21 protein-coding genes and 2 pseudogenes are annotated in these 26,198 nt (G+C 49.5%); 14 read left to right on the top strand and 9 right to left on the bottom strand.

Features of this window, described 5'->3' with window-relative positions:
- Nucleotides 1–148: 148 nt before the first annotated feature.
- The 14 genes from U0004_RS27565 to hldE all read left to right on the top strand — a co-directional run bounded on the left by U0004_RS27565 (nt 149) and on the right by hldE (nt 18,578).
- The gene (locus U0004_RS27565; RefSeq protein WP_034778751.1) at nt 149–853 is read left to right on the top strand and encodes a DUF4197 domain-containing protein; all 705 of its coding nucleotides are present in this window, start codon (nt 149–151) and stop codon (nt 851–853) included.
- A gap of 380 nt (nt 854–1,233) precedes the next feature.
- Entirely contained in the window at nt 1,234–4,179 is a 2,946-nt protein-coding gene (locus tag U0004_RS27560; RefSeq protein WP_071653654.1) for a YjbH domain-containing protein, read from the top strand.
- Between the two features lie 56 nt (nt 4,180–4,235).
- A complete protein-coding gene (locus U0004_RS27555) occupies nt 4,236–6,146 on the top strand; it encodes an SLBB domain-containing protein (RefSeq protein WP_081345534.1) in 1,911 nt (636 codons plus the stop codon).
- A gap of 52 nt (nt 6,147–6,198) precedes the next feature.
- Nucleotides 6,199–7,413 (top strand): GumC family protein, encoded by a 1,215-nt coding sequence (locus U0004_RS27550; RefSeq protein ID WP_070254705.1) that lies wholly within the window; start codon nt 6,199–6,201, stop codon nt 7,411–7,413.
- A 79-nt stretch (nt 7,414–7,492) separates the two neighbouring features.
- Nucleotides 7,493–8,875 carry an MATE family efflux transporter gene (locus U0004_RS27545; protein ID WP_115057593.1) on the top strand — a complete coding sequence of 461 codons (1,383 nt, stop codon included), beginning with the start codon at nt 7,493–7,495 and terminating at the stop codon, nt 8,873–8,875.
- Nucleotides 8,876–8,886: 11 nt separating this feature from the next.
- Nucleotides 8,887–9,456, top strand: coding sequence for an acyltransferase (locus U0004_RS27540; protein ID WP_081345533.1), 570 nt, complete (start codon nt 8,887–8,889; stop codon nt 9,454–9,456).
- Between the two features lie 223 nt (nt 9,457–9,679).
- Nucleotides 9,680–10,813 carry an NAD-dependent epimerase/dehydratase family protein gene (locus U0004_RS27535; RefSeq protein WP_070254703.1) on the top strand — a complete coding sequence of 378 codons (1,134 nt, stop codon included), beginning with the start codon at nt 9,680–9,682 and terminating at the stop codon, nt 10,811–10,813.
- Entirely contained in the window at nt 10,810–11,691 is an 882-nt protein-coding gene (locus U0004_RS27530) for a glycosyltransferase family 2 protein (protein ID WP_070254702.1), read from the top strand. Before U0004_RS27535 ends, U0004_RS27530 begins: the two co-directional genes overlap by 4 nt.
- A gap of 54 nt (nt 11,692–11,745) precedes the next feature.
- Entirely contained in the window at nt 11,746–13,071 is a 1,326-nt protein-coding gene (locus U0004_RS27525; RefSeq protein ID WP_139144113.1) for a hypothetical protein, read from the top strand.
- A gap of 73 nt (nt 13,072–13,144) precedes the next feature.
- Nucleotides 13,145–14,206 carry an acyltransferase family protein gene (locus U0004_RS27520; protein ID WP_071653650.1) on the top strand — a complete coding sequence of 354 codons (1,062 nt, stop codon included), beginning with the start codon at nt 13,145–13,147 and terminating at the stop codon, nt 14,204–14,206.
- Nucleotides 14,187–15,200: a hypothetical protein gene (locus U0004_RS27515; RefSeq protein WP_139144112.1), complete on the top strand. Its 1,014-nt coding sequence runs from the start codon at nt 14,187–14,189 to the stop codon at nt 15,198–15,200. The genes U0004_RS27520 and U0004_RS27515 overlap by 20 nt, the downstream gene beginning before the upstream one ends.
- Nucleotides 15,201–15,256: 56 nt before the next feature.
- Nucleotides 15,257–16,276: a glycosyltransferase family 9 protein gene (locus tag U0004_RS27510; protein WP_139144111.1), complete on the top strand. Its 1,020-nt coding sequence runs from the start codon at nt 15,257–15,259 to the stop codon at nt 16,274–16,276.
- Between the two features lie 262 nt (nt 16,277–16,538).
- A complete protein-coding gene (locus U0004_RS27505; protein ID WP_070254701.1) occupies nt 16,539–17,120 on the top strand; it encodes an SIS domain-containing protein in 582 nt (193 codons plus the stop codon).
- A gap of 15 nt (nt 17,121–17,135) precedes the next feature.
- Nucleotides 17,136–18,578: a bifunctional D-glycero-beta-D-manno-heptose-7-phosphate kinase/D-glycero-beta-D-manno-heptose 1-phosphate adenylyltransferase HldE gene (gene hldE, locus U0004_RS27500; protein ID WP_070254700.1), complete on the top strand. Its 1,443-nt coding sequence runs from the start codon at nt 17,136–17,138 to the stop codon at nt 18,576–18,578.
- 100 nt (nt 18,579–18,678) lie between these two features.
- Here hldE and rfbD read toward each other — a convergent pair whose 3' ends face one another.
- The 9 genes and pseudogenes from rfbD to U0004_RS27455 all read right to left on the bottom strand — a co-directional run bounded on the left by rfbD (nt 18,679) and on the right by U0004_RS27455 (nt 25,335).
- Nucleotides 18,679–19,551, bottom strand: a complete 873-nt coding sequence (gene rfbD / locus U0004_RS27495) for a dTDP-4-dehydrorhamnose reductase (protein WP_070254699.1) — start codon at nt 19,549–19,551, stop codon at nt 18,679–18,681.
- Between the two features lie 41 nt (nt 19,552–19,592).
- On the bottom strand, nt 19,593–20,138 hold the full coding sequence (gene rfbC / locus U0004_RS27490) for a dTDP-4-dehydrorhamnose 3,5-epimerase (RefSeq protein ID WP_034745785.1): 546 nt from the start codon (nt 20,136–20,138) through the stop codon (nt 19,593–19,595).
- 24 nt (nt 20,139–20,162) lie between these two features.
- Nucleotides 20,163–21,056, bottom strand: a complete 894-nt coding sequence (gene rfbA, locus U0004_RS27485; protein WP_070254698.1) for a glucose-1-phosphate thymidylyltransferase RfbA — start codon at nt 21,054–21,056, stop codon at nt 20,163–20,165.
- On the bottom strand, nt 21,056–22,135 hold the full coding sequence (gene rfbB / locus U0004_RS27480; RefSeq protein WP_070254865.1) for a dTDP-glucose 4,6-dehydratase: 1,080 nt from the start codon (nt 22,133–22,135) through the stop codon (nt 21,056–21,058). Before rfbB ends, rfbA begins: the two co-directional genes overlap by 1 nt.
- A 108-nt stretch (nt 22,136–22,243) precedes the next feature.
- The gene (gene wbaP, locus U0004_RS27475) at nt 22,244–23,707 is read right to left on the bottom strand and encodes an undecaprenyl-phosphate galactose phosphotransferase WbaP (RefSeq protein WP_081345531.1); all 1,464 of its coding nucleotides are present in this window, start codon (nt 23,705–23,707) and stop codon (nt 22,244–22,246) included.
- A 77-nt stretch (nt 23,708–23,784) separates the two neighbouring features.
- Nucleotides 23,785–23,993 (bottom strand): annotated as a pseudogene (locus U0004_RS27470) (cupin domain-containing protein); the annotation flags it as partial.
- A 55-nt stretch (nt 23,994–24,048) separates the two neighbouring features.
- Nucleotides 24,049–24,132: pseudogene (locus tag U0004_RS27465) on the bottom strand (sugar phosphate nucleotidyltransferase); the annotation flags it as partial.
- Between the two features lie 245 nt (nt 24,133–24,377).
- Nucleotides 24,378–24,734, bottom strand: a complete 357-nt coding sequence (locus tag U0004_RS27460) for a diacylglycerol kinase (protein WP_070254697.1) — start codon at nt 24,732–24,734, stop codon at nt 24,378–24,380.
- Nucleotides 24,735–25,035: 301 nt separating this feature from the next.
- On the bottom strand, nt 25,036–25,335 hold the full coding sequence (locus U0004_RS27455; RefSeq protein ID WP_167468701.1) for a hypothetical protein: 300 nt from the start codon (nt 25,333–25,335) through the stop codon (nt 25,036–25,038).
- Nucleotides 25,336–26,198: the final 863 nt, after the last annotated feature.

Genomic DNA, 26,198 nt, shown 5'->3' with positions numbered 1-26,198 from the left:
ACAGCCGGTGCTGTATAGTCCTTTCCCTTCGCCATCTGTGGCACCCCTTGTTTCCCCTTGGACGCTAAAATTGCTGCGGCATTTGCAGTTTTGATGTGCTAAGGTTCCAGAAGAAGGTGGTCTGTATATTCTTTAGAAAAGGAAAATCATGCGCCTGAACCCTTTCCCTGGCCGTCCGGCCGCCATCCTGTGTGCGCTGGCGTTGCTGTCGTCCGGCGCAGGCGCCGCCGGTCCCCTGGATGCCCTTAGCAACCAGGATGCCAGCAATGGCTTGAAAGCGGCACTGGAAGCCGGTTCGGCCGCTGCCGTTGCCAAGCTGGGCATCGAAAATGGCTTCCTGAACAATGACAAGGTCAAGATCAAGTTGCCCGGCATCCTGGAACAAGCCAAGCCTTTGCTGAAAATGACGGGCCGCGGCCAGCAGCTGGACGACCTGGTGGTGGCGATGAACCGTGCCGCCGAGTCGGCCGTGCCCATGGCCAAGCCCTTGCTGCTCGACGCGGTCAAATCGATGAGCGTGAGCGATGCGAAAAACATCCTGTCCGGTGGCGATACTTCCGTGACGGATTTCTTCCGCCAGAAGACTTCGGCACCGCTGGCCGTCAAATTCCTGCCCATCGTGAAATCCGTTACCGACCGTTCCGGCCTGGCCAGCAAGTACAACAGCACCATGAGCCAGATCGGCAAGACGGGACTGGTGCCGCAGCAGCAATCGACGGTGGAAGGCTATGTCACGGACCGCGCGCTTGACGGCCTATACCTGATGATCGGCGAGGAAGAAAAAGCCATCCGCAGCAATCCGCTTGCGTATGGCAGCAAGATTATCGGCAAAGTGTTTGGCAGTTTGAAGTGATGGTTCCAGCGTGCCGTACGGCTCCAGGTGGCGTTTGCGCTGAATAGACAGGTGTGGCGCAAGGGAAACAAGTTAAGCATTTGCTACAAGAAAACAATGTTAAAATTCTGCGACATACATTCCTGAGGCATGCTTAAGCAACGATCTGCTGCCCGGGAGTGCCCAGCTTTAGTGGCGAACTGATGCGTGGCATTGCAACCTGCCCGTCGGTTGGCCTTTTTTCGTTTCATTCACGTTTCCCCAAGCTCATTGATTTTCTGAATACATTCTCAGGAATTCCAGGTGCAGGATATTTTAGGTAGCCGGATTTGTTAAGCGTACTCAGAAAATCAATCAAATATACCTGGTGTGGCTGTCTGGTGCTTGGCGCGCCTTCGGTGATGGCCGCGACCCCGAATCATGGTGGTCAATCCGGGTATATCAATATGCCCAGCGCCGTGGTGGAAACGGACGGTACTTTCAGCGTCGGCTATAGCTACGACAGCCCGTATGGCCAGTTATGGGCCACGGCAAATATCCTGCCTTTCCTGCAAGTGACGGGGCGTTATGTGTCGATCACGGGCATCCCTGGTTTTACCAACGTGCCCGGTGAATATGGCAGTGGCTATGGCCGCTACAAGGATAAAGTCGTCGACGGTAAATTGCGCCTGTGGACGGAAACGGAGTGGATGCCATCTGTCGCCGTCGGCATGACGGATCTGTTCGGCACCGAGCTGTTCAAGGGGCAATATGTCGTTGCCACCAAGACATTTGGCGCCAGCAAGAATATCGAAGCGAGCCTGGGCTATGCGCACAAGCGCCCGGACGGCGTGTTTGCTGGCGCGCGCTGGACCCCGACTGCGCTGCCGCGCTGGTCGGTGGTGGCGGAATACGATACAACCAATTATCTGCGCGACTTCCGCGCCAGCGAAACGAGTGCGGGCAAGCGCCGCAAGGGCGCTTCCGTGGGCCTGGAGTACCGCTGGGGCTGGCTTGCCCTGCAAGCAGCACGCAGCCGCGACCAGTTCAGCGTGAACGCCTTTATCAGCATTCCGTTTGGCGAACGCGAGTTCATTCCCAAGGTGTATGAGCCACCGTATTTCGTAGACGACAAGAATCCGCCACCGCTGCCGAGCAAGGAAGCATGGCACCGCGACCCCGTCTATGGCGCCGACCTGGTCAATGCCCTGGTAAAGCAGGACTACAAGAACATCCGTGTCGAGCAAGAAGGCAATGTCCTCAGCCTGAGCCTGACCAACAGCCGTATTTCAAACATGGGCCGCGCCGTTGGCCGTGCCGCGCGCACGGCTGTCGCCTTCACGCCGAAGGGCGTGACGACCTTGCGCATCACGTATACCAAGCTGGACCAGCCAATCGCTACCTACGAATTCTTTGACTTGCCAAAACTGAACGACTATTTGGCAGGCAAGATCGACCGCAAGGCCTTCCTCGACGTCGTGCTGCTGCGCTATCCGGAGAAAAGCGATGTCATCCGGGACGATCAGCAAGGCTGGCTGCAGGAATTCCTCGACAAGCCGGCGCCCGTCGCTGCCGCTGCGCCGGCACCTGCTCTCGCACCCGCGCCCGCGCCGGTACTTGCCGCGGCTCCCGCAACTGCAGTTGCGCCAGCGGCACCTTCCCCTGCCATTCCCGCGCCGGCTTCCACCAAGGCTGCCAACGTCATCAAGGACGACGGCAAGCTGGCCGTCGGCGTTGGCGTCGATGGCGACGTGGTGCAAATCAAATCGCTGGACCGGGAGGCGAACCGTTTCAAGATCGCTCCCAAGGTAGGCTTCTTCTTCAATGACCCGAGCGGCGCCTTCCGCTATTCGATTTCGGCCGTGGCCAACTATGACCGCCGCCTGGGTGACGGCCTGTACCTGAATAGCGCCGCCAGCCTGCAGTTGCTGGAAACGGTATCGGGCGTCAAGCAGCCATCGAACAGCAACTTGCCGCACGTGCGTACGGATGTGGCGGAATACTTGCGCGGCGGGCGTTTTTCGTTGAGCCGCGTCTTGCTGAACAAATACAACAATCCCGCCGAGCGCGTGTATACCCGCATGTCGGCCGGCCTGTATGAAGACATGTTCCGTGGCGTTGGCGGCCAGGTGTTATATCTGCCGAAGGATAGCCGCTGGGCGGCCGACGTGGCTGTCGATGCCTTGCAGCAGCGTGGTTACAAGGGCTTGCTCGATTCACGCGACTACAAGACGGTGACGGCGATCGGCTCCCTGCATTACCGCTTGCCGCATGACATTACCGTGACGGCGCGCGCCGGCCGCTTCCTGGCCAAAGACACAGGCGTGCGCATGGAATTCAAGCGCCGCTTCCAGTCCGGCATTGAAGTCGGCGCCTGGTATACGCATACGAATGGCAACGATATCACCAGCCCTGGCACGCCGTCGAAGCCGTACCAGGACCGTGGCATCTTCCTGTCCGTGCCGCTGAACAGCATGTTGCCGATGGACACGCAATCGACGGCCGGCTTTGCCATTGCGCCATGGACGCGCGACGTGGGGCAGATGGTGGCTTCGCCAGGCGACCTGTACGACATGTTCGAGCGCCCGCGCGCCGACATGCACAGCTACGATGGCCTGGGCAACTTTGCCGAGCGCCCGGACGAACAGCATCTGCCTGCCGTCAATCCGCCGGACCGGCCGTTTGTCAGCCCATGGCCCGCCATGCGCGCGCGCCTGGAGCAATCCGCATCCGCTACGCCTAGCGTCCCTGAATGGCTCAAGGCGACGGCGGTGGTCGGCGGTGTGGTGGTGGCTTCCGCGCTGGCCGACAAACCCGTCGACCGTTTCGTCAAGAAACATGAAGATTCCAAGGTCTACCGCAACTGGGACAAGCTGGGCAAGGCCATGCCCTACGCGGTCGTGGGTGGCGCTGCCGCTGCTTTCGCCTTGGGCGATGAGCGCATGCAAAATACGGGACTCATTTCCCTGCAATCGGTTGCCGCGGCAACGGGTTTGGCGGTGGCCGGCAAATATGCGTTTGGCCGCGCCCGTCCAGAGGAAGACCTCGGCGCGTGGAGCCGCGTCGGCAGCAGCAATTCCCGCTCGAATTCCTCGTTTCCATCCGCGCATGCCGCCATCGGATTTGCTGCCGTGACGCCGTTTGCCAAGGAATACGATGCGCCATGGCTGTACAGCGTGGCCGCCGTGGGTTCCGCCGGCCGCGTCTTTGGCCGCAAGCATTGGGTGTCCGACACGGTCGCCGGCGGCATCCTGGGTTACGCGATGGGCAGCTGGCTGTGGCACGCGCAGCGCGACCAGAGCAAATCGGGCCTGTCGATCAATCCGGGACCGAAAGAAATCAGCGTGACCTGGCAGGGCAAGTATTAAGCGCGCATGGTGCTCCCTTTACTCATACAACATCATTCATCCAGACAAAGACCAGCATGAAAAAGCAACTTCGTACTCCCCCGCCTTTCGTGAAACAAGTGATTTTCTCGGCTTTCCTGCTGGGCGCAACTTCTGCCTACGCCGCAGGGCAGGACCTGGACATGGCTGACCTGCCGCGCCAGAACCCGTCTCGCGCACAGGCAAGCGAGTTGGGCGCAGGTACCTTGCCTAGTATCCGTAGCGGCCGCAGCGATCCGCGCCAGGAGAAAACGCTGGCTGCCAATAATCTCAGCAAGCAGGCTGCTACCGAAGTCAAGGCGGGCGCTTTCGAAGAGTATGTCGATGGCGTGACAGGCAAAAAACTGAGCATCTTCGGCAAGGATCTATTCAGCGATGTGCCGTCCACCTTTGCACCGCTCGATGGTGTCCAGGTCAACCAGGAATACGTGATCGGCACGGGCGACGAGCTGCAGGTACGCGGCTGGGGCATGGTCGACATCGACGTCAGCGCCACGGTTGACCGCAGCGGCGCGATTTTCATCCCGCGCGTCGGCTCCATCAAGGTCAGTGGCGTGCAGTACAAGGACTTGCAGGGCTACCTGAAGAAAGCCATTGGCAAGATCTATACCAATTTCGACCTGACAGCGAGCATCGCGCAAACGCGCGCCGTGCAAGTGTACGTGGTCGGCCATGCCGTCCGTCCCGGTACCTATACCTTGAATTCCATGAGCACCCTGCTCAATGCCCTGTTTACGTCGGGCGGCCCGGACGCTACGGGCAGCATGCGCAATATCCAGCTCAAGCGCGGCAAGGATACCGTCAGCACCTTCGACCTGTATGACATGCTGGTTAGCGGTGACAAGAGCCGCGACGTCACCTTGCGCGACGGCGACGTGATCTATATTCCTGAGGTAGGCCCGCTGGTGGCCTTGACCGGCAACGTGAAGCAACCGGCTATTTTCGAGTTGAAAGGCACCGCGACACTGGCCGATGTACTGAACTGGGCCGGTGGTTTTGACTCGGCGGCTGAAACCAAGCAGATCGTGGTCGAAAAGAACATCGATAATCAATATAAAACCGTGCTGGAACTGGTAGCCGACAAAGGTGTGTCCGGCAGTCAGTTGACCGGCATTGCCGTCAAGCCTACCGATATTCTGCGCGTGTTCGCACCAGGCGCCGTACCGGTCCAGGCGCAAATCCAGAATGAATACGTGCGTGTGGCTGGCGAAGCAAAGCAGAGTGGTATTTTCCTGCTGAAAAAAGGTGAAACCCTGCGCGAGCTGATCGCCCGTGTCGGTGGTGCCAACGAAAATGGTTACCTGTACGCCACTCAGTTGAACCGTGAATCCGTGCGCCGCGCCCAGCAGATCAAACTGAACCAGGTGGCTGACCGCTTTGAACGTGAGCTGGAGTCGAACGCGACACAGCGCATGGCAGCCAGCAATGACAAAGATAACGCAGCGAAGGCTGCGGCTGAAGTCGAGCAGCAACGCCGCATCGCACAAAAACTGCGCAGCATCAAGGCTGAAGGCCGCATTGTTCTCGATCTGCCAGGTGTTGACACGCAAGTCAAAAATCTGCCCGATCTGCCGCTGCAGGACGGCGATTCCATTCTGATTCCGCGCCGTCCCGGCACTGTGGATGTGCTGGGTTCGGTTTTCCAGCAAAACGCCTTCGTTTATCGCCCACAACGTACGGTCAACGACTATGTTCAGCAGGCCGGAGGTATCACTGCGAATGCGGACAAATCCGAAATGTATGTGATCCGGGCCGATGGCACGGCGCAGAGTGGCCAGGGAACCGGCTGGTTCAGTGGTATTGGCGGCACGGCGCTTAATCCGGGTGACACGGTAGTGGTGCCCGAGAAAATCGAACGCAGCACGTTTATGCAGAGCCTGAAGGAATGGACTGCGATTTTCTATCAGTTTGGTTTGGGAGCAGCTGGTTTGAAAGTGTTGAAGGATTAACACGGCATCTCATCAGATACGCATAAAACCACACTTTATTTGAAAGCGAACGATGTCCGAGCATGTAGAAATTCAAAATAAGCAATATCCAGTAGCCCAGGCAGAAGACGAGGGCATTCATTTGCTCGACGTGTGTGCTGCCTTGGTACGTCAGCGAAAGCTCATCATCATTTTCCCACTGGTGACTGGTGCATTGGCGCTGACAGCCAGCTTGCTGATGACACCGAAGTATGTCAGCACGGCTGTTATCATGCCACCGCAGCAGCAGAGCTCCTCTGTTTCGGCAATGTTGGGGCAACTGGGCGGTTTGGCGAGCGCCGCAGGCAGTATCGCCGGCCTGAAAAATCCCAACGATTTATATGTGGGCATGCTGCAGAGCCGGACAATTGCAGATAACTTGATCGAACGATATAAGTTGAAAGAACGCTTCAACAAAGAATTTCTGGATGATACGCGCGATAAGTTGGCGAATGTGCGCAGCATATCTAACGGTAAAGATGGCTTGATTGGTATTTCTGTCGAAGACAGGGACCCAAAGTTTGCTGCTGATTTGGCGAATGCCTATGTGACAGAGCTGGCTGCGCTGACCAAGAACTTGGCAATCACGGAAGCTGCCAGACGCCGGGTTTTTTTTGAGAAGCAATTGAAGGCTGCCAAAGAGGAGTTAGCGAACGCCGAAGTTGCTATGCGGAAAATGCAAGAAACGACAGGCATGCTTCAATTGGAAGGGCAGGTGAAGGGACTTATTGCCAATGAGGCTCAGCTCCAAGGCACCATCGCAGCCAAAACAGTCCAATTGCAGGCCATGCGCAGTTTTGCGACTGCCAGCAACCCAGAATATATGCGCTTGCAGGAAGAGATGCGCGGGCTGCAAGGTCAGTTGGAAAAGTTGCAAAGTGGACAGGGCCGGAGTGGTGATGTCATGATCCCTAGCGGGAAGCTTCCTGAGGTTGGCGTCGAGTATGTTCGCACATTAAGGGATGTTAAATATTACGAGACCATTTTTGAACTGCTGGCAAAACAGTATGAGCTGGCAAAAATTGATGAGGCCAAGGATTCTTCCATGATCCAGCAACTGGATTTGGCAGTGCCTGCTCAGAAAAAAATCAAACCGAAACCTCTGGTCTTCACTTTGGCCGGCCTGATTGGCGGAGGGGTACTGGCAATCTTCATCGCGATTTTACGGGATGGCTATGTGTCATCTAAGCGCAATGCCAAGAATAATTCTCGCTGGGCCGCGGTATCAAACGCTTGGAAAAATAATTAAACAAATGCCATGGCATGATGCCATTTAAACTGAAATAGCCTGGCATTTTAAGAAATTACAAATAAAATATTGATTACTTATGGCAGCTGCATCATTACGTAAATTGTTTTTAAAGAATGCCGTTGCAAATGTAATTGGTGGAATAGGTACGACATTATTCAATTTATTGCTGCCGGCACTTGTCGTTCGCCATTTGGGGAAATTGGAGTTTTCACTTTGGAGCTTATCGCTGCAAATATTGATATATATGCAGCTTTTTGGTTTTGGATTGCAAACCGCAATGACAAAATTCATTGCACATGGAAATGAAATATCGGATTTGAATGATCAGCGAAAAACCATAAAAGCTGGCTTGGTGTTGGTGTCATTTTTCAGTTTTTTTGCGGTTTTTGCAGTCGTGCTGCTTGCAATATTTTATCCATTATTTTTCAAGAATATTCCTGAGGACTTGGTTGGTGAGTTTAGAACCTGTATAGCCATACTGGGTATGTCGGCGGCATTTCAGTTATTTGCGTTGGTGCCATCAGGCATGTTTATTGGATTGCATCGAAATATAGTGCCGGTCAGCGGACTGCTGCTGACTAGAATGTCAAGTTTATTCTTTATTTGGCTGGTATTGAGTAATGGTGGAACGCTTCTCGAAATTTCTGTCGTATTGGCATTGTGCGGAGTAATGATATTGCCAATAAGCTATTTCTATGCAAAGAAATTGGGCGGAGAGATTGTAAAAAATTTAGGAGCCATTGATTGGGCCAGGTGCAAGGAATTATTTTATTATTGTTCTAGTTTGGCGGTGTGGAGTGTTGCAATGCTGTTTGTCAATGGCATTGACTTGGTGATAGTCGGACATTATGACTTTGAAAAAGTTGCATCTTATTCACTTGCAATAACCGCAATATCCATTCTGGTGGGTGTAATGCAGGCCGTCCTGGGCCCTTTGGTTGCTATTGGATCGGCCTCGTTTGCCAAAGCAGACAAGCAAGTACGCTTGCCAAAATTGTTGGCAATATCGAGTGCTGGCTGCGCCATATTTCTTGTTTTTGTAATCGTAATTTTTTTCCTATTTGGAAAAGCTCTTCTGTCGTTATGGATAGATAGAAGCTATGTTGATGATGTCTATGCATTGCTTTCTATAATGTTATTTGCTCATGCGATAAGGAATTTGTTGAGCCCATATTCGCTTTTGCTGCTTTCTATTGCCGAACATAAAAAAGCATTCATGCCAGCTATTATAGAGGGCGTTGTTAATTTGTCCTTCAGTTTGATGCTTGCTCCCTCATATGGCGTCATCGGAGTAGTATATGGGACATTAATTGGTGCAATTGCAGGAGTAGTTAGTGCGCTGATTTTTGTTGTGGATAAAACAAAGATATTGTCTATTTCAAGATTGTATTTCTTTAATAGGATAATATTTTTCCCGGCGGTAACGTTGGGCGTGTTATTTTGGCTTTGCCAAAGTTGAGGGCATTAGTCATGAATTTTATAAAATTAATTATTAAGGCTGTATTGTTTAGGCCGAAAGTTGCAAGTTTGGGTACGGGGAGTTATGTTTATCTTCCCCGTAGATTAATAAATAAAGAATTGATTGAAATTGGTCGGAATTGCCGGATCGGTAAAGGTGTAGTGCTGGAGCCCATAACGATGAATGGCCAACAAAGATTTTCCCCTAAAATATTTTTTGGTAACGATGTTTATGTAGGTCGATACTGTCAAATGTATAGTATTGACTCCATACGCATTGAAGATGGATGTGTACTAAGTGAGTATGTCTATCTATCAGATTCTGCGCATGGGTTTAATCCGGATGCCGGCTTGATCATGCAGCAAGATTTGGAATCGAAAGGCCCTATTCATATTGGAAAAAATACATTCATCGGATATGGCGTCTCGATCATGCCTGGTGTATCGCTTGGCAGAAATTGTATTGTAGGAACGAGATCGGTTGTCACTCGGTCTTTTCCAGATTTTTCGATGATTGCCGGTAGCCCGGCCAAAATAATTAAAAAATACTGCCAAGAAAAAAAAGAATGGATTTCTACTTGATCTTTGCTTTTCCGGCAAGGTGATATGATTTTTAGGTAAAAATTCATTGTTTGTGCTGCTCATCTATACTCGGCGCAGATGAATGTATTGCGTCTATAAATGATTGATATAAGATTCTTCAGTGCATGATGAAAGATTAAGTAATGCCTCACCGTATTTTTAATTATTTAAAAATGCAAGGGGTGATTAGAAATATATTTAAAAAATAGTATACGGAAATATTATGAAAATTTTGATTACTGGTGGTGCTGGTTTTATCGGGTCCAACTTGGCATTGCACTTGAAAAGCATAGGGCATGAGGTAACAATTCTGGATATATTATCTCCCCAGATTCATGGCGATAATCCATCTGAAACCTCGCCTTTGTATCGGAGCATCAAGGACACCACTAATTTTGTTTTGGGTTCGGTCACTGATGTCGCTGCCTGGGAGGCTGTTCTTCCCGGTCAGGATGCCATCGTGCACTTGGCAGCTGAGACCGGTACAGGCCAGTCCATGTATGAGATCAAGCGCTATGTCGACGTTAATATCGGCGGCACCGGCATCATGCTGGACTTGCTGGCTAACGGTCAATATCAGGTTAAAAAGGTTGTTGTGGCTTCTTCCCGCTCGATTTATGGCGAAGGAAAATACTATTCGGAAGCCTTGGGAATTATCTATCCCGGTGCCCGTAAAGATATTGATATGCAGGCCGGTCGTTTTGAACCGTTATGTCCAAAAACAGGCAACGTGCTGACCTTGCTTGCCACGGATGAGGATTCGAAAATTCATCCTTCGTCAGTCTATGGTATTACCAAGCAAAACCAGGAACAAATGGTAATGACAGTGTGCGACTCGCTGGGTATTGGCGCCAGTGCATTGCGTTACCAGAACGTATATGGCCCTGGTCAATCGCTGAGCAATCCTTATACAGGCATTCTGTCTATCTTTTCCACGCGCATCAAGAACAATAACGGTATCAATATTTTTGAGGATGGCAAGGAAAGTCGGGATTTTGTTTTTATTGACGATATTGTTGCAGCAACGACAGCAGCACTGACACGAGATGCTGCAAATGGCGAGGTATTTGGCATCGGCGCCGGCGTTGCCACAGATGTCTTGACGGTAGCAAACACACTGGTAAAACATTATGGAAATGAGGTACCTATTAAGGTTACCGGCGCATATCGTTTAGGCGATATTCGCCATAATTATGCTGATCTAAGTAAGGCTGAGCGCCTGCTGGGATTCCGGCCCAAGGTTAGTTTTGATCAAGGCATCAAGAAGTTTACTGATTGGGTCAATATGCAAGAGGTGCAGATTGATACTTATGAGACAAGCATTGAAGAAATGAAGAAACGGGGTTTGTATAAATGAAAGCCCGGGTTGGATTGGTCACAGTTCTATTTAATAGCGAGGATGTTCTTCCTGGCTTTTTCGAAAGTTTGTCGACCCAAAAATTTTCAGATTATTGGCTATTCATACTTGATAACAGTCTCAATGATTTTTCCTATAATAAATCTCAGGAGCTAATTGAACAGTACGGTTTGAAAAATGTTACGCTGATAAAAAATCAAAAAAATGTTGGCGTTGCAGCTGCGAACAATCAAGGAATTAATCTTTCTTTAAAAATGGAATGTGATTATGTCCTTCTTTTAAATAACGATATCGAATTTCATGATGTGGATTTATTTGGTAATCTGGTGCAATTTGCCGATAATTCCAATGAGAAATTAATTGTTCCAAAGATATACTTCTACGATTCACGCAAGATTTGGTGTGCGGGCGGTTCATTTAGTAACTTGAAAGGTACTGTAGTACATCGAGGCGAAGGTGAGGTTGATAACGGTCAATATGATAAAGATGGATATATTGGCTATGCGCCGACGTGTTTTATGCTGATTCATAAGCGGGTTTTCGATGCTATTGGTATCATGGACGAGAAGTACTTTGTATATAGCGACGATGCAGATTTTATTTGGCGGGCCAATAAATTCGGTTTCCGTACCTACTATTGGGCCAAGGGCCTAGTGCTGCACAAGGTAAGCAGTAGTACTGGAGGAGGACTTTCTCCTTTCTCTACTTATTATTGTGAACGGAACAGGATTTATTTTATCAGGAAAAATTTTTCTCCTTTTATGAAAATCTTCGCATTGGCTTTTTATATTATTACGCGTCCTTTGAAATGGCGATTTTTTTCAAAGAGATTACGCCCCTCATTTATTTCAGGCGTAGTTGACGGATTTAAGCTGTAAAATCAGGAACTACACTATTTAGGCGGCGAGGGAAATTTGAACTGTATAATTTATTTGATCACCATACTATCAGTATTTCAAGGTATGGTAATTCCCGGTATTGAGTCGCTTGGCATATCACCATTTTTCATCGCTCAAATAGCGGTAGTTCTGTATGCGTTGGTTTATTGGCGCATGCGTGGTTTGATAATACCAAAAGAATGGTATTGGTTCACTTTTTGGTTTACCGCGTTTGTAATATTTTCCGCGATGTCGGCATTTGTTTTTCCATTCGTTTTTCAGGGAATACATGTGTATGTGCCGAAAGGTGGTATCGACGAACAGTATTTATCACCAGGTAAACTGCAAATTTCGTCTTCAAATATAGCGCAGGCAGTTTTTATATTGCTGTACTGGCTGAGCATAATTCTTTTAGTGACGAATAAATCTGAAAATAGAATTAAAATAATTGGACGCGCATATGTTATTTCCGCCATTATTGTTCTATTTTTTTCGTTTTATCAATTGATCAGCATATTGACCGGTATTCCATATCCAGGGGATTATCTGCTGAATAATACCAGTTATGGTATTGCTCAGGATGCTACTTTCGGATTTTTACCACGCATAAATTCGACATTTACCGAGCCTTCTTTTTATGCAATGTTTGTCGGTAGTTTTGCCTCGTGGTTATATATTCGTTTGCTTAACGAAGACAACTCGAAGCGCTTGTGGGCTTGGGGATCTGCACTATGTATTGCGCTTTTAGGTCTATTATTGTCAGCATCTTCAACGGGTTATCTGAGCATGCTTATATTTTTTGCATGCCACAGTGTGGTATCTATATTCTCGAAAAATAAAAGTACACACAACAAACGAATATTTATAATTATTTCTGGTTGTGCATTATTTTTTGCCATATTTTATATGTTTGTGCCAGGCACGGATGTTATTCTAAGCATGATTTTATTTGATAAAGGCGAATCAGAATCATCTTTGCACAGATTCGCAGCGGATGCTTATGCATTTACGGTATTGGAAAATACAGCATACTTTGGCGCCGGACTGGGTAGTAATCGGCCATCAAGCTTTATTACGTTTTTGATCTCAAATGTCGGCATTATAGGCATGTTTTTAATCTTGTTGACCACTTATGTACTGTGGAAAATGGGTGTGCAGGCGAACAATGCTGCCAGACTAAAATCTACGTCCGCGGCTGTGCAGGCATCCGGTTGGGCTCTCTTTACCATGCTCGTTTCCAAGGCTGTCGCAGGGGCGGATCTGAGTTTTCCGCCAATGTGGATACTTATAATTTATTTCATTAGCTGCATAAGCCATGCTCAAGCGGAGAGAAAAAAATATAGGGAAATTAACAATACTTCTAGGGGAATTGTCGCTTGAAAAGAGCGGTCTAATTTTTCGATTATTGAATAATTATATTTTTACGTGAAAAAATAGATAATTAACAAACCTTATGTATAAAAATAATTTTGATCTTCTAAGGTTGATTTTCGCCAGTATGGTAGTGTTTTTTCATATGGGTATTCTTTCGCAGAACCCTAATCTCTACTGGATGACTCAATATATATCTTCATTATTTGCGGTACAGGCGTTCTTTGTTGTTAGTGGTTATCTCGTAACAATGAGTTATGAAAAATCCAGATCAATGAAAGAATATTGGAGGAAGCGAATTTCTCGGCTTGCTCCAGCATACATCTTCGTCGTAGTGTTTGCTGCCGTTATTTTGTCGATTATTTCCGAATATTCTTTTTCTGAATACTTTTCACATAAGGATTTTTGGCGGTATATATTTTATAACCTTATTTTTGCCAATTTTAGCGCTCCATCCTTACCTGGTGTTTTTTTACACCAATTCGAAAGTGCGATCAATGTATCGCTTTGGACAATTAAGATTGAAGTGCTCTTTTACGCTTGTGTTCCATTAATTGTTTTTGGTTGTCGCCGATGGGGATACCAGAGAACTTTAGTGACGATTTTTTTGCTATCGTTGGCTTGGCGAGAATTTTTCTATCTACGTGGTATGGCAACTGATGCTGAGTTTTACTTTAAGATGGCCAAACAGTTGCCAGGCCAGATGGTATTTTTTTGTGGCGGTGCCTGGTGTTATTATAAAACACGCGATGGCTTTCAGCTTTCTTGGAAATGGGCAGCCGCTGGAATAATTTCTTATATTTTTGCCACTGGTTGGTTTTTTGAATTAATTGCTCCGATCGGGGTAACCTTGTTTGTTACATGGGCTGCTCTGAGTTTGCCGCATGTGCTTAACGTTGGCAAACATGGAGATTTTTCATTTGGCATCTATCTTTATCATGCGCCAATTGTCCAGTCACTAATATTTTTTGGATTATTTGCATTTCATCCGTTTATTGCGATAGTGATAGGCGTGTTCCTTGTATTGATGATGGCAATAATTTCGTGGAATTTTATCGAAAAGCCTTTCTTGAGTCATCGGAAAGTGAAACCTATTAATAACAACAGCCTAAGTAAGAAGAAAAATGTCTCAGTTGCCAATTAATTTTTTACTGATAGCTCCTGAATTTTTTGGATATGCTAAAGAAATTCAGCATGGCCTTGCCAAACGTGGGGTAGGCGCCTTGCGTTTTGATGACCGTCCTGCCAGCGACACCATGACAAAAATCCTTAACCGGATTTCACCACTGCTGCAACGTGATAAAGCAGATCGTTATTTCGATTCGATTTTTCAGCAGGCAAAGCAACATCCAATCACTCATGTCCTGGTTATTAAAGGGCAATCTCTTTCCCTCTCGGCAATCCGACGCATGCGTGAAGCGTTGCCGCATGCACATTTCACCCTATATTTTTGGGATAGTTACAAAAATATGTCAAGTGATAGTTATGATAAGGTTGCCTTATTTGACAGGGCATTGTCATTTGATCCTGTTGATGTTGAAAATGATGGGCGGCTTGAATATCGTGCGCTTTTCTACCTGGATGAGTATGCTAAGTTGCCGAAGGTGGATGAGGATATTGATTTTTTCTTTTTCGGAACAATCCACTCAGATCGTTATCAAGTTTTGAAAAAACTGAGTAATCATTTTCCTCGTAACGCGTCTTTTAAGAAAATACTTTATTTTCCGTCGAAATTAATTTATTGGGGACGTCGTTTATTTCAACCATCTTTTTGGATGGCAAAAAAAAGAGAGTTTACATTCGAACCGGTTGGGAAGGCCGATTTGAAATCGCTTCTTGCTCGTAGTAAGGTAATTATAGATATTGAGCGTCCAATTCAGGCTGGATTAACTATGCGTACACTGGAAGCGGTGGGCGCAAAAAAGAAAATTATTACAACAAATTCATTTTCTGCAAAAACGGACATTTATAGGCCAGAAAACATACTGGTAATTGATCGGGATAATATTTTTATCCCGGAAAGTTTTATTATGTCTGAATTCTGTGAGTTGCCTGGATCCATTAATCAAAAATATAGCTTGGATGGTTGGCTGGATGAAATTTTTCCATTTGAAAAATTAGGAACTGCTGTTGCGTGATTTTTAAGTAATTGATCGGTATTGCTGCTACTGCTGCGTGCATACACTTTATTTTGATGAAAATGGAAAAACTTGCTTGTTTAATTGTTGCACGTAATTTGGGTGATGCTGTCATCCAGAGCGCTTTTTTGAGAAAATTGGTGGATAGTCACTACGCAGAAAATTACATTGCCTGGGTACGTCCCCAAGTCGCATTTTTATTTAATGATATTCCTAATTGCAAAATTATTTGTTCTCAATTTCCAGTTGGGACGACTAAAGATTTTGGCTGGAAAAATGCACTCGGATTTTTAAAGGCTGCATGGAAAATTCGCGTATTGAACCCAAGTGTCACCATGGATCTGATTGGCGATTTTCGGGAGCGGGCTTTTGCATGGTTGATCAGTGGATCTAAGCATAAACATATAGGCTGGGCTGGGAATCATCCATTTAATTTGATCATTCGTAATCCTTTTGGGAGAGGTAAGCCTGTCTTTGTAGTGCCGGAGAATTGTGACAATATATATTCTTCTTATGGGCTAATGCTGGATTTCCTATCTTCTGGAAAAGAAAAAAGCATTCTGTCAAAGATAAGGCCCTCTCTGAATGAAAAGTTGAAGATCGGGATGCATCCCTTTGCGTCACAACGCTGTCGCCTATGGCCTGAACAGGATTGGCTTGCATTGGCGCAAGATTTGATACGTGATGGCCATTGCTTGACTGTTTTTGGTGCGGGTGTTGAACGGCAAGCGCTGGAGCGGATATTTGCTCCTGTCCTGTCACAGGTTGAAGTGTACACGCGCTCGCTCTCTGAATTTACCAGCAAGGTGAAGGAGTTGGACTTATTAATAGGCTTGGACAGTTTTGGTATACATATGGGGCAGCGGCAAGGGATACGCACGATATTAATTAATGCCGGTAGTAATCCTGCTGTCTGGACACCTCCCAGCACGCAGTTGATTGCTCGCTCTGGTGGCTGTGTACATTATCCCTGTAACAATGTACCAAAATGTGAGGGAACGTTGGGGGAATTCATCTGTATTCGCTCTGTCAGACCTGACGAGGTCGCGGAAATTGTTAAGGTACCAACTGACTAAATTATCTTTTTCCAATGATGATGTACTTTGGTGATCTTGCTGAAGGCCGCGCAGAGTGTGCGGCGCTATGGCACACAAGAAATGTTGGCCGAGAAAAGTCCGCGTCGCCCGCCTTGCAGTGCGAGGTTATATTTACCGGAAGACTGCAGGATTTTATCTAAGCTGTCCTGGTATGTCTGAATATTTTCTAGTCAGTTTTTTGGAAATTACTGAGATTTTTAAATTTTAGGTATCGCATATTTTGCGTTCATGAAAGAAATATATGAGTATTGATGTTATTAGAAATTCGCTGCTCGAAGCAAAGGCTGGTCTGGATAATTTGATAAAAAATGAAGGCGTTTTATTAAATATTGATCGCTCAGCGGAAATTATAGCGGACTCATTGCGCAAGAACGGCAAAGCTATTTCTTGTGGTAATGGTGGCTCAATGTGTGATGCCATTCATTTTGCGGAGGAGTTATCCGGCCGCTTTCGGAAGGATCGTAAGGCATTGTCTGCACTATCAATCAGTGATCCAGCTCATATTACTTGTGTGGCGAATGATTTTGGCTATGATTTTGTTTTTTCGCGTTTTGTGGAAGCCCATGGAAGGCCAGGCGATTGCCTTATTGCGATTAGCACTAGCGGAACTAGTCGATCGGTCTTGAACGCTGTGAAAAGCGCACAGGAAAATGGCGTTACCGTGATCGGTCTGACGGGGCGCCCTGGCAGCCCTTTGGATGAATTGGCTGATGTCAGTTTATGTACTCCAGCAGGACAATTTGCTGATCGCGTACAGGAATTACATATCAAAATGCTTCATATAATCATTGAATTAGTAGAGAAAAAGCTAGGATTGTCTTGATTAGGCGGAAAGTATATGTTTTCTAAAGATTCAAACCTTGGTCTTGAGTTAGCGCGTGCACGGGTACTTGTGATCGGCGATGTCATGCTAGATCGTTATTGGTCTGGTGCTACCGCTCGTATTTCTCCGGAGGCGCCGGTACCAGTAGTTAATATTGGCAAAGATGACCAGCGTCCGGGGGGGGCCGCCAACGTAGCAGTAAACGTTGCTTCTTTGGGAGCGCAGGTTACTTTGTTAGGTGTTGTTGGGAAAGACGAAGCCGCTGCATTACTAAAGACATCAATGGAGCGCTACGGTGTGCGCGTGGACTTTGTCGAGGCTCCCGCCAGTCCTACAATCACGAAATTACGTGTAGTTTCGCGTAATCAGCAGTTGATCAGGCTGGATTTCGAATCATCCATGCATGCCGAGCATGCCTTTGACCGCGAGGTTTTATATCAGAAGTTCTGTGCAGTACTGAAGTCTGTAGATACGGTCATATTATCGGATTATGGCAAGGGGACACTGGCTGTCATTGCACCGATGATCAAGGAAGCGCGGCGAATGGGGAAACCAGTCATCGTTGATCCGAAAGGAACGGACTATACCCAGTATGCCGGTGCAACTTTGATTACGCCTAACATGGCGGAGTTTGAGGCCGTTGTTGGCGTTTGTTCCGACGAGGCTGAGATGGTCCGGAAAGGAAACAGACTGCGCGAAGAATTGGAACTGGACGCTCTGCTGGTGACCCGTAGTGAACATGGCATGACTTTGTTGCAGCCCCAGACCGAACCTGTACACTTGCCAACGGAGGCACGTGAGGTTTTTGATGTAACCGGCGCGGGTGATACCGTGATCGCTACACTGGGAGCGGCGTTGGCAAGTGGTAAGGATCTCGAAACGTCGTGCCGGTTAGGTAATATGGCGGCAGGCGTGGTCGTTGGAAAATTTGGTACCGTACCTGTCACATTAATGGAATTGGAACGCGTCCTATATGGGGTGGGAGGGATGGAAACGCCCATTTTATCCGAGGATGCCATGCTGGTACGTATCAACGAAGCCAAGGCTGGTGGAAAACGCATCGTATTTACCAATGGTTGCTTCGATATTCTTCATGTCGGACATACGCGTTATCTTGAAGCTGCAAGGCGCCTTGGAGATTTACTGATTGTGGCAGTAAATTCAGATGAATCTGTTAAAAGATTGAAGGGGAGTACGCGCCCTATCAATGCAGGTACGGACCGGATGCACGTGCTGGGCGCTTTGAAAAGCGTTGATTGGGTTGTCGAGTTTTCTGAAGATACGCCTGAGAGATTGATCAAGAAGTTGTTGCCGGATGTCCTAGTGAAGGGGGGCGACTATGAGGTTGAGGAAATTGTCGGTTATGATGCCGTGACAAAAGCGGGGGGGCAGGTAATTGCACTTGACTTTCACGATGGGTATTCAACCTCCAAGATTATCGAGCGCTCAAAAAAGTAGTATGTGTTGACTGTCTTCCGGTCTGATATGAATAAAAAAAGCTGCCGTACACTATTCGTGTATGGCAGCTTTTTTAAATATTAACGGGGCTTGAATAAATTCATTCCTGGCAGAGTTTTAATGCGGTTTGCCATTGTGGCAAATTGCAGAAAGTATCGATCAAGTGCTGTGACGACAGGACGGAGTTTGATGGACGTTTGGCGGGTACCGGGTAGTTTTGCGCCAGTATTGGTTTGAGCTTCGGTTTTTTAACGACGGACGGATGTGCCATGATTGCCTCGGTAAAGCCAAACCAGCTAGTTTTTCCCTGTGCCGTCAAATGATACAAACCTGAACGTTCATTCCACCATGTCTGCTGGTCCGCTGCGGCCAGACTTTGCGCCACGATATGCGCGGTAGTGTCGGCAATGGTGCGGCTCCATGTCGGCGCGCCGAACTGGTCGGAAACGATGCCCAGCTCTTCGCGCTCCTGCGCCAGGCGGAGCATGGTCAGCAGAAAGTTTTTGCCATGCGTGCTGTAGACCCAGCTGGTGCGCAGGATCAGGTGCGGGATGCCGGCGGCGGCGATCGCCTGTTCACCGGCCAGCTTGCTGCTGCCATACACATTCACCGGGCAAGTCGGATCGGTTTCAACATACGCGCCATCCTTGCTACCGTCAAAAACGTAGTCGGTGCTGTAATGGATCATCGCAGCGCCCAGCTTCTTTGCTTCTTCTGCCATCACGCCTGGCGCTTCGCCATTGATGCGCATGGCCAGCTCGGGCTCGCTCTCAGCCTTGTCGACTGCGGTGTAGGCGGCCGGGTTGACGATCAGCGTCGGTTTGATGCGGCGGATCACGTCGCGTACCTGGTCCAGGTCAGCCAGGTCCATCTGGCTGCGGTCCACGGCGATGATCTCGCCCAGGCCCTGTAGGCTGCGTTCCAGTTCGTAACCGACCTGGCCGGTTTTTCCTGTGATTAAGATACGGCTCATGAAATAGTTTTGTTCCAGTGTGACGGATTGTTCGGTAAGGGTCAGGCAAAAACGTCGGCATTGGCCAGCAAGGTACCGACTTTATCTTTGCCAGACAGCAGCGGTTCGCCATCCAGAGGCCAGTCGATGCCGATCGCCGGATCATTCCACAGGATGCTGCGCTCAAACTCCGGTGCCCAGTAGTCTGTTGTCTTGTAGAGAAACTCGGCATGGTCGCTAGTCACCACGAAGCCATGCGCAAACCCTTCGGGAACCCACAGTTGGCGCTTATTCGCAGCCGACAGGGTAACGCCGACCCAATGGCCGAAAGTTGCGGAGCTTTTGCGCAAATCGACGGCAACGTCGAACACTTCGCCAGCGGTGACGCGCACGAGTTTTCCTTGCGCTTGCTGGATCTGGTAGTGCAGGCCGCGCAACACACCCTTTGCCGACTTGGAATGGTTGTCCTGCACGAAATCGCGCGTGACGCCAGTCAGCTCGGCGAAGCGCTTTTGATTAAAGCTTTCATAGAAAAAACCGCGATCATCGCCAAATACGGTTGGTTCGATGATCAGAACATCAGGTATTGCTGTCGTTTGAATTTGCATGGTATGAAATGAGCCGTTCAGGCTTTAGTATATTTTTTCTTCGAGGAGACGCAGCAGATACTGGCCATAGGCGTTTTTTTTCAATGGCTGCGCCAGTTGCTCCAGCTTGGCTGCATCAATATACCCCTTGCGGTAGGCGATTTCTTCTGGGCAGGCGACCTTCAAGCCTTGTCGGTTTTCAATAGTCGCGATAAATTGTCCTGCCTCCAGCAACGATTCATGTGTACCGGTATCAAGCCAGGCCATGCCACGTCCCATCAATTCCACATTGAGTTCACCGCGCTCCAGATAAACCCGATTCACATCGGTGATTTCCAGTTCGCCGCGTGCTGAGGGCGCGATACCTGCGGCAATTCCACACACTTGACTATCGTAGAAGTACAGGCCCGTGACGGCGTAGTTCGATTTTGGCTTGAGTGGTTTTTCCTCGATGCTGACAGCACGGCGCTGGTCATCGAAATCGACCACGCCATAGCGTTCCGGATCGTGCACGTGATAGGCGAACACGGTCGAGCCGCTGGTGCGTGCCGAGGCTTCGCGTAACTGCGATTCAAAGTCGTGACCGTAATAGATGTTGTCGCCCAGAATCAGCGCCGATGGTGCATCGCCGACAAACTCTTTGCCGATGATGAACGCCTGTGCCAGGCCATCCGGGCTCGGCTGCACGGCATAGGTCAGGCTGATACCCCACTGGCTGCCGTCGCCCAGCAACTCCTGGAAGCGCGGCGTATCTTGTGGTGTGGAAATGATCAGGATATCGCGTATGCCGGCTAGCATCAGGGTAGTCAGCGGATAGTAGATCATCGGCTTGTCATATACCGGGAGCAGTTGCTTCGATACGGCCATGGTGACGGGATACAGGCGCGTGCCGGAACCGCCGGCCAGGATGATGCCCTTGCGTTCGATGGTTGTCGCCATTATTGCTGCTCCTGGGTCGTGTCGCGTGCAGCGTAGTTTTTCTCTACCCACTTCAGGTAGTCGCCCGACTGGACATCGCGTACCCAGGCCTGGTTGTCCAGGTACCACTGGACGGTCTTGCGGATGCCGGTAGCGAAGGTTTCGGCCGGCTTCCAGCCCAGTTCGCGCTCGATCTTGCGCGCATCAATGGCGTAGCGGCGGTCATGCCCTGGGCGATCCTGTACGTAGGTGATTTGTTCGCGATAGCTGCCGGATGCCTTGGGATCGAGCGTATCGAGGATGTCGCACAGGGTGTGCACGACTTCCAGGTTGGCCATTTCATTCCAGCCGCCAACGTTATAAACCTCGCCCAGGCGACCCGCTTCCAGCACGCGGCGGATTGCCGAGCAATGGTCGCCCACGTACAGCCAGTCGCGCACTTGCATGCCATCGCCATAGATAGGCAAGGCTTTGCCGGCACGGGCATTGCTGATGATGAGCGGAATCAGTTTTTCCGGGAAATGGAAGGAGCCATAGTTGTTCGAGCAGTTGGTGGTGAGCACCGGCATGCCGTAGGTATGGAAATAGGCACGCACCAGATGGTCGGATGCCGCTTTCGATGCCGAATACGGGCTGTTTGGCGCATACGGCGTCGTTTCCGTGAATGGCGGGTCATTCGGTCCCAGGGTGCCATATACCTCGTCGGTCGAGACGTGCAGGAAGCGGAAGCCATCCTTGGCTTCGCCTGTCAGGCCTGACCAGTAGGCGCGCGCGGCTTCGAGCAGGCTGAAGGTGCCGTTGACGTTGGTCGAAATGAATTCGCCGGGGCTATGGATCGAACGATCGACATGGCTCTCTGCGGCAAAATGCACGATGGCGCGTGGCTGGTGTTCGGCCAGCAAGCGGGAGATGTGGGCGGTGTCGCAAATATCGCCGCGTACAAAGATATGCCGCGGGTCTTGCTCCAGGCTGGCCAGATTGCTGAGATTGCCAGCATAGGTCAGTTTGTCAAAATTGATCACGGGCTCATCGTTGAGCGCCAGCCAGTCGCGTACAAAATTGGAACCGATGAAGCCGGCGCCGCCAGTCACTAAAATCATGCTGTTATCCTTTTTCTGGAACATTGCCACAATGCCCCCTCGACAAATTGTCTTGAGCGCGAGGGCAATTAAATATTCTTAAATGCAATTATTATTTTAATACCGTTACTAATATGCGCCATCTTTCTTGAAAATGACTTTAACCGTTTTCAGTAGTATGACAATGTCATTGAACAAAGACCAGTTCTTGACATACCAGGCGTCCAGATAAACGCGCGTATCATAGCTGACGTCGTTCCTGCCGCTGACTTGCCATAGGCCCGTGACCCCGGGTTTCGCTTCCAGGTAATAGTCTACCTGGGGGCCATAACGTTCCAGTTCCGCATCGACAACCGGGCGCGGCCCGACCAGGCTCATTTCGCCTTTCAGCACATTCCATAGCTGCGGCAATTCATCAAGGCTGGTCCGGCGCAGAAAGTGGCCGATCGAGGTGATGCGCGGGTCATTCTTCAGTTTGAAATCACGGTCCCATTCGGCACGGGCTTCAGGATCGCGCTCCAGTAGCTCCTTGAGCAAGACATCGGCGTTCACGGCCATGGTGCGGAACTTGTAGCAGAGAAAATGCTTGCCATTTTGACCCACGCGTTTGTGGCCGTAGAAGATGGGACGGCCCGATGCCATGACCTTGGCCGCGATCCACAGCAAGATGGGGGCGCCGACGATCAGCACGCAGATCGAGGCCGCCAGATCAAAGCAGCGCTTAATCAGTTGCAAGCCTGGCCGCGCCAGGTTGTTGCGCATGGTCAGCAGCAGCACTTCATGTGCAAAGAAATGGTTCACCTCCATACCGTACAGGGGCAAGCCGCGTACGGCAGGTACCACTTGCATATTGGCAACGCAACGGCTGACTTGCTGGATCATGCCCTGATAGGCATCGATGCCGCCTTGCTCCAGGGCGACAACCGTATGCGGGTTGCCCAGCAGCTTGAGCGTTTGCTCCGGGTTCTCGCCCAGCGAAATGAAGGGCACCGCTTGCTTGCTGCGGTTTACATAATGATGTTCCATGCGGTCTTGGCCTTCGGGGATCAGGAACGCAATCAGGCGATAGCCCATCAACGCTTCCTCGTCGAAGGCGCGCGCGGTTTGCAAGGCATTGTCACCCCATCCGATAATGACCATGGGGCGTATCCATCCGCCCGCCTTCATCAGCAGGTATTTGACCATGCCGCGCAGCAGCAAGACACAGCACGGCACCAACAGCCAGGTGGCCAATAGTGCCTCGCGAGAGGAGTCGCGCTTGTCGAGGAAGACCAAGGCCGCATCAATCAAGCCCATGACCATGGAAACCTTCAGGAGTTCCTTGATTTCATTCGAGTACGGACGGCGTTTGGCATGATGGCCCTTCAGCTTGAAGATCGCCAGGGTTACCACGGATAGCAGGCTGTAACTGAGCAGGCGCGAGCTATCCAGTCCGAAGCTGTTCAAGTCGCTGGCATCGAGCGTCCACTTGCCAGCAAACCAGAATGCCATGAACATGGCAACGGCATCGGCAAAGGTGAGAAAATATTTTTCTGCCCTACTGCTGCAATACCATTTTACTTCTTGTATAAAGATGCCTTCGATTGGTTTCATGATGACTTGCTAAACCTTATAAACTTCAGTGTGAATTCTTGCGGTGCCGCATGTGTGGGGATGACGTATCTGCTCGGTCAAGCGCGCCCGTAGCGGTCTTCAACGCGGACAATATCGTCTTCCCAAGGTAGCTACCCGATTGAATTTCAATCAATTCCAGTGGTAGCTTGCCCGGGTTGGCCAGAGAATGGACGACGCCGAGCGGGATATAGGTGGACTGGTTTTCGGTCAGCAAATATTCCTTGTCGCCATTGGTGATCTGGACCGTGCCCGCGACCACGATCCAGGCGCTGCAGAGTTTGTTGCAGTATGCTGCCTTGAGTGGACAAGCGCAGAAACTGCTTTGGGAACACCTCGCGTGAAAGCGGCCATAAGCGTGTGCCGGAACCTCCGCAAAGAATCACTGGTACGAGGGGAGTAGTCATTTATGCATCAATGTAAATATAATATTGGACGGTGTCGAATAATTGGTCAGTTGGCATATCTTGAGGCTCATCCGGCTTGTCGTACTCTTATGTAGGGAGGTGGACATACGTGCTGGAAAAAAGTCAATATTGTAAGCAGGGGCAGTATTTTAATAAATTACAAGAATCTTTGTATTTTCTCTCGACTCTATTGGGCACGCACTTTCGTTCGTCTTGTATTGTAGTTTGCCGCCCCTGTATTCTTACTAGCGCACAACGTTTTCAAGCAAAAAAGCAACAAACACGCATATGGCCGTCATGCTGAGGAGCAACACTGCACCTGCAGCGCAGTCCTTGGCAATCTTGATGCTGGGATGTAGGGATGGGTGGAGGTGATCAATCAGATGCTCCAGTGCGGTGTTGAACAATTCCGCAGCCAGGACCAGGCCGCAATTCAGCAATAGCAGGGCCCACCACATCAAGGGCGGTTGGTACCAACAGAGTACGGCGAGCACCATCAGGGCAGCCAGACACTGCAGGCGGAAGCTCGATTCCATGCGGAAGGCCGCGCCTATGCCTTGTAGGGCAAATCCCATGCGCTTGAAGAAGGGCTGGTTCTTCATGGCAACTGAAGCAACGGCGCGGGATATTTGACTGACATAAAGGCGGATCTCTCAATGAATAGATGAGGATCGCAGGCATGACCATACGATATGACATCATTCGTCCACAACAGAAAGACTGGTGCCAATCTTTTTGATGTTTGATAAAAAGTAAAAAAGCCCGTTTTCAAATGAAAAGGGCTTTTATTGCAATAGTTGACATATTTTAGTATGTCAACTATTGCGGTACCAGGCCTTCACCTTTCGGCTCTACATCAAGCTGCAGGATGGGCCTACCTGTCGCTGCCTGGGCAGCCAGGTATTAATGGTGGGTTGGGGTGGTGTGCGCGGTGGTCGAATCCGAGCTTGCTGCACCGGCTACAACGGCAACTGCTGCGCCGATTGCGATCATGGTGCTGACGCTCAGGCCAGCAACGGTGGTGCCTGCAGCTGCGCCAGCTGCTGGTGCAGCTGCTGCTGGTGCAGGAGCCGGTGTCGATTGAGCCATTGCTTGCGCGGAAGCGAAGCACAGGATTGCAGAAGCGATCAGAATTTTCTTCATGAGATACCCTTTTAGGTTGAACAGCGGAAATGCTAGACTGTCACATGATTGTAACAACATTTTTCATGGCAGTCTGCGCAGTACAGTCTACGGTGCCGAGAATTCACTGTATTTTAGACCAATATTAAAGCTTTTTTTCCTCTTAGTTCTCATGGCGTTGTTCTGCGTAAACAGAATCGATGCTTTTTGTGCATGGATGTCCTGGCTAACTGGGGTATTGACTTGTTGCTTCAAAAGTTGCCAAGTCCTTGCCATGCGGCGTAAAATTGTTGAGTTGTACACAATTCTACCGCCTTCCTCACGTACTACCTCTAGGTCCTGGTTGTGGTTATAACGCGATCCACAATTCGCACCAAGTTGCCTTGACGCCACACTCCCCATCATTTTTCGAACAAAGAAGCTGCTCGGTTGAGCAATCCAGAGGATGATTTCGTTCGGACGTGGCGGGGGCCGGCAAGAGCAAGCAGCTGCTGCAGATTTCATCAGCGAATAAGAGCAAGCAGAGCGTAGCCCGGAAGAGTCGCTGACGAGGCGTGTCTAGTAACAATGTTTACAAAACTGTAGTGGACGGAAGGATGTTTGATCAAGAAGTGTGCCTGTCTCTCACTTACATGCGAAGAGGCCGCTTGCTTGCCGTCTGGAATCTCGGCCGTGTGGCCGCATCCCCATATATGTGATGGCAATCTGACCCATAGCCACGCCGTTCGTGTGAAATGCTGCATTTTTCTATGTACGTCGGCAGAAGTGATTGTTTTGATGTGTACCTGCCAGTCTGGCAGCTATGCCGAACTTATGATGCTGCAACGGGAACGGGGCGCGCAGGAGGCTAGGCAAGTAGTGGCCATATCTCTACTAGTTCTGCAGGAAAAGCAGATATGTTGTTCAACCTATATAATATTGCGCGCTATCGCAATAAATTCTTG

The sequence above is a fragment of the Janthinobacterium lividum genome (assembly GCF_034424625.1).
GTDB classification, from domain to species: Bacteria; Pseudomonadota; Gammaproteobacteria; order Burkholderiales; family Burkholderiaceae_D; genus Janthinobacterium; species Janthinobacterium lividum.
The sequence above is the reverse complement of the archived record's forward strand: the minus strand, read 5'-3'. Positions and strand labels throughout refer to the sequence as shown.

Bases quoted from the DNA above. Each gene is read 5' to 3' on its own strand.
- U0004_RS27520 (WP_071653650.1), top strand. From the start codon at position 13,145: ATGTATAAAAATAATTTTGATCTTCTAAGGTTGATTTTCGCCAGTATG.
- U0004_RS27555 (WP_081345534.1), top strand. From the start codon at position 4,236: ATGAAAAAGCAACTTCGTACTCCCCCGCCTTTCGTGAAACAAGTGATT.
- U0004_RS27540 (WP_081345533.1), top strand. From the start codon at position 8,887: ATGAATTTTATAAAATTAATTATTAAGGCTGTATTGTTTAGGCCGAAA.
- rfbB (WP_070254865.1), bottom strand. From the start codon at position 22,135: ATGATTTTAGTGACTGGCGGCGCCGGCTTCATCGGTTCCAATTTTGTA.
- U0004_RS27550 (WP_070254705.1), top strand. From the start codon at position 6,199: ATGTCCGAGCATGTAGAAATTCAAAATAAGCAATATCCAGTAGCCCAG.
- U0004_RS27560 (WP_071653654.1), top strand. From the start codon at position 1,234: ATGGCCGCGACCCCGAATCATGGTGGTCAATCCGGGTATATCAATATG.
- U0004_RS27545 (WP_115057593.1), top strand. From the start codon at position 7,493: ATGGCAGCTGCATCATTACGTAAATTGTTTTTAAAGAATGCCGTTGCA.
- U0004_RS27535 (WP_070254703.1), top strand. From the start codon at position 9,680: ATGAAAATTTTGATTACTGGTGGTGCTGGTTTTATCGGGTCCAACTTG.
- rfbD (WP_070254699.1), bottom strand. From the start codon at position 19,551: ATGAGCCGTATCTTAATCACAGGAAAAACCGGCCAGGTCGGTTACGAA.
- U0004_RS27515 (WP_139144112.1), top strand. From the start codon at position 14,187: ATGTCTCAGTTGCCAATTAATTTTTTACTGATAGCTCCTGAATTTTTT.
- rfbA (WP_070254698.1), bottom strand. From the start codon at position 21,056: ATGGCGACAACCATCGAACGCAAGGGCATCATCCTGGCCGGCGGTTCC.
- U0004_RS27510 (WP_139144111.1), top strand. From the start codon at position 15,257: ATGAAAATGGAAAAACTTGCTTGTTTAATTGTTGCACGTAATTTGGGT.
- U0004_RS27565 (WP_034778751.1), top strand. From the start codon at position 149: ATGCGCCTGAACCCTTTCCCTGGCCGTCCGGCCGCCATCCTGTGTGCG.
- U0004_RS27505 (WP_070254701.1), top strand. From the start codon at position 16,539: ATGAGTATTGATGTTATTAGAAATTCGCTGCTCGAAGCAAAGGCTGGT.
- U0004_RS27455 (WP_167468701.1), bottom strand. From the start codon at position 25,335: ATGTTGTTACAATCATGTGACAGTCTAGCATTTCCGCTGTTCAACCTA.
- rfbC (WP_034745785.1), bottom strand. From the start codon at position 20,138: ATGCAAATTCAAACGACAGCAATACCTGATGTTCTGATCATCGAACCA.
- wbaP (WP_081345531.1), bottom strand. From the start codon at position 23,707: ATGAAACCAATCGAAGGCATCTTTATACAAGAAGTAAAATGGTATTGC.
- U0004_RS27460 (WP_070254697.1), bottom strand. From the start codon at position 24,734: ATGAAGAACCAGCCCTTCTTCAAGCGCATGGGATTTGCCCTACAAGGC.
- U0004_RS27530 (WP_070254702.1), top strand. From the start codon at position 10,810: ATGAAAGCCCGGGTTGGATTGGTCACAGTTCTATTTAATAGCGAGGAT.
- hldE (WP_070254700.1), top strand. From the start codon at position 17,136: ATGTTTTCTAAAGATTCAAACCTTGGTCTTGAGTTAGCGCGTGCACGG.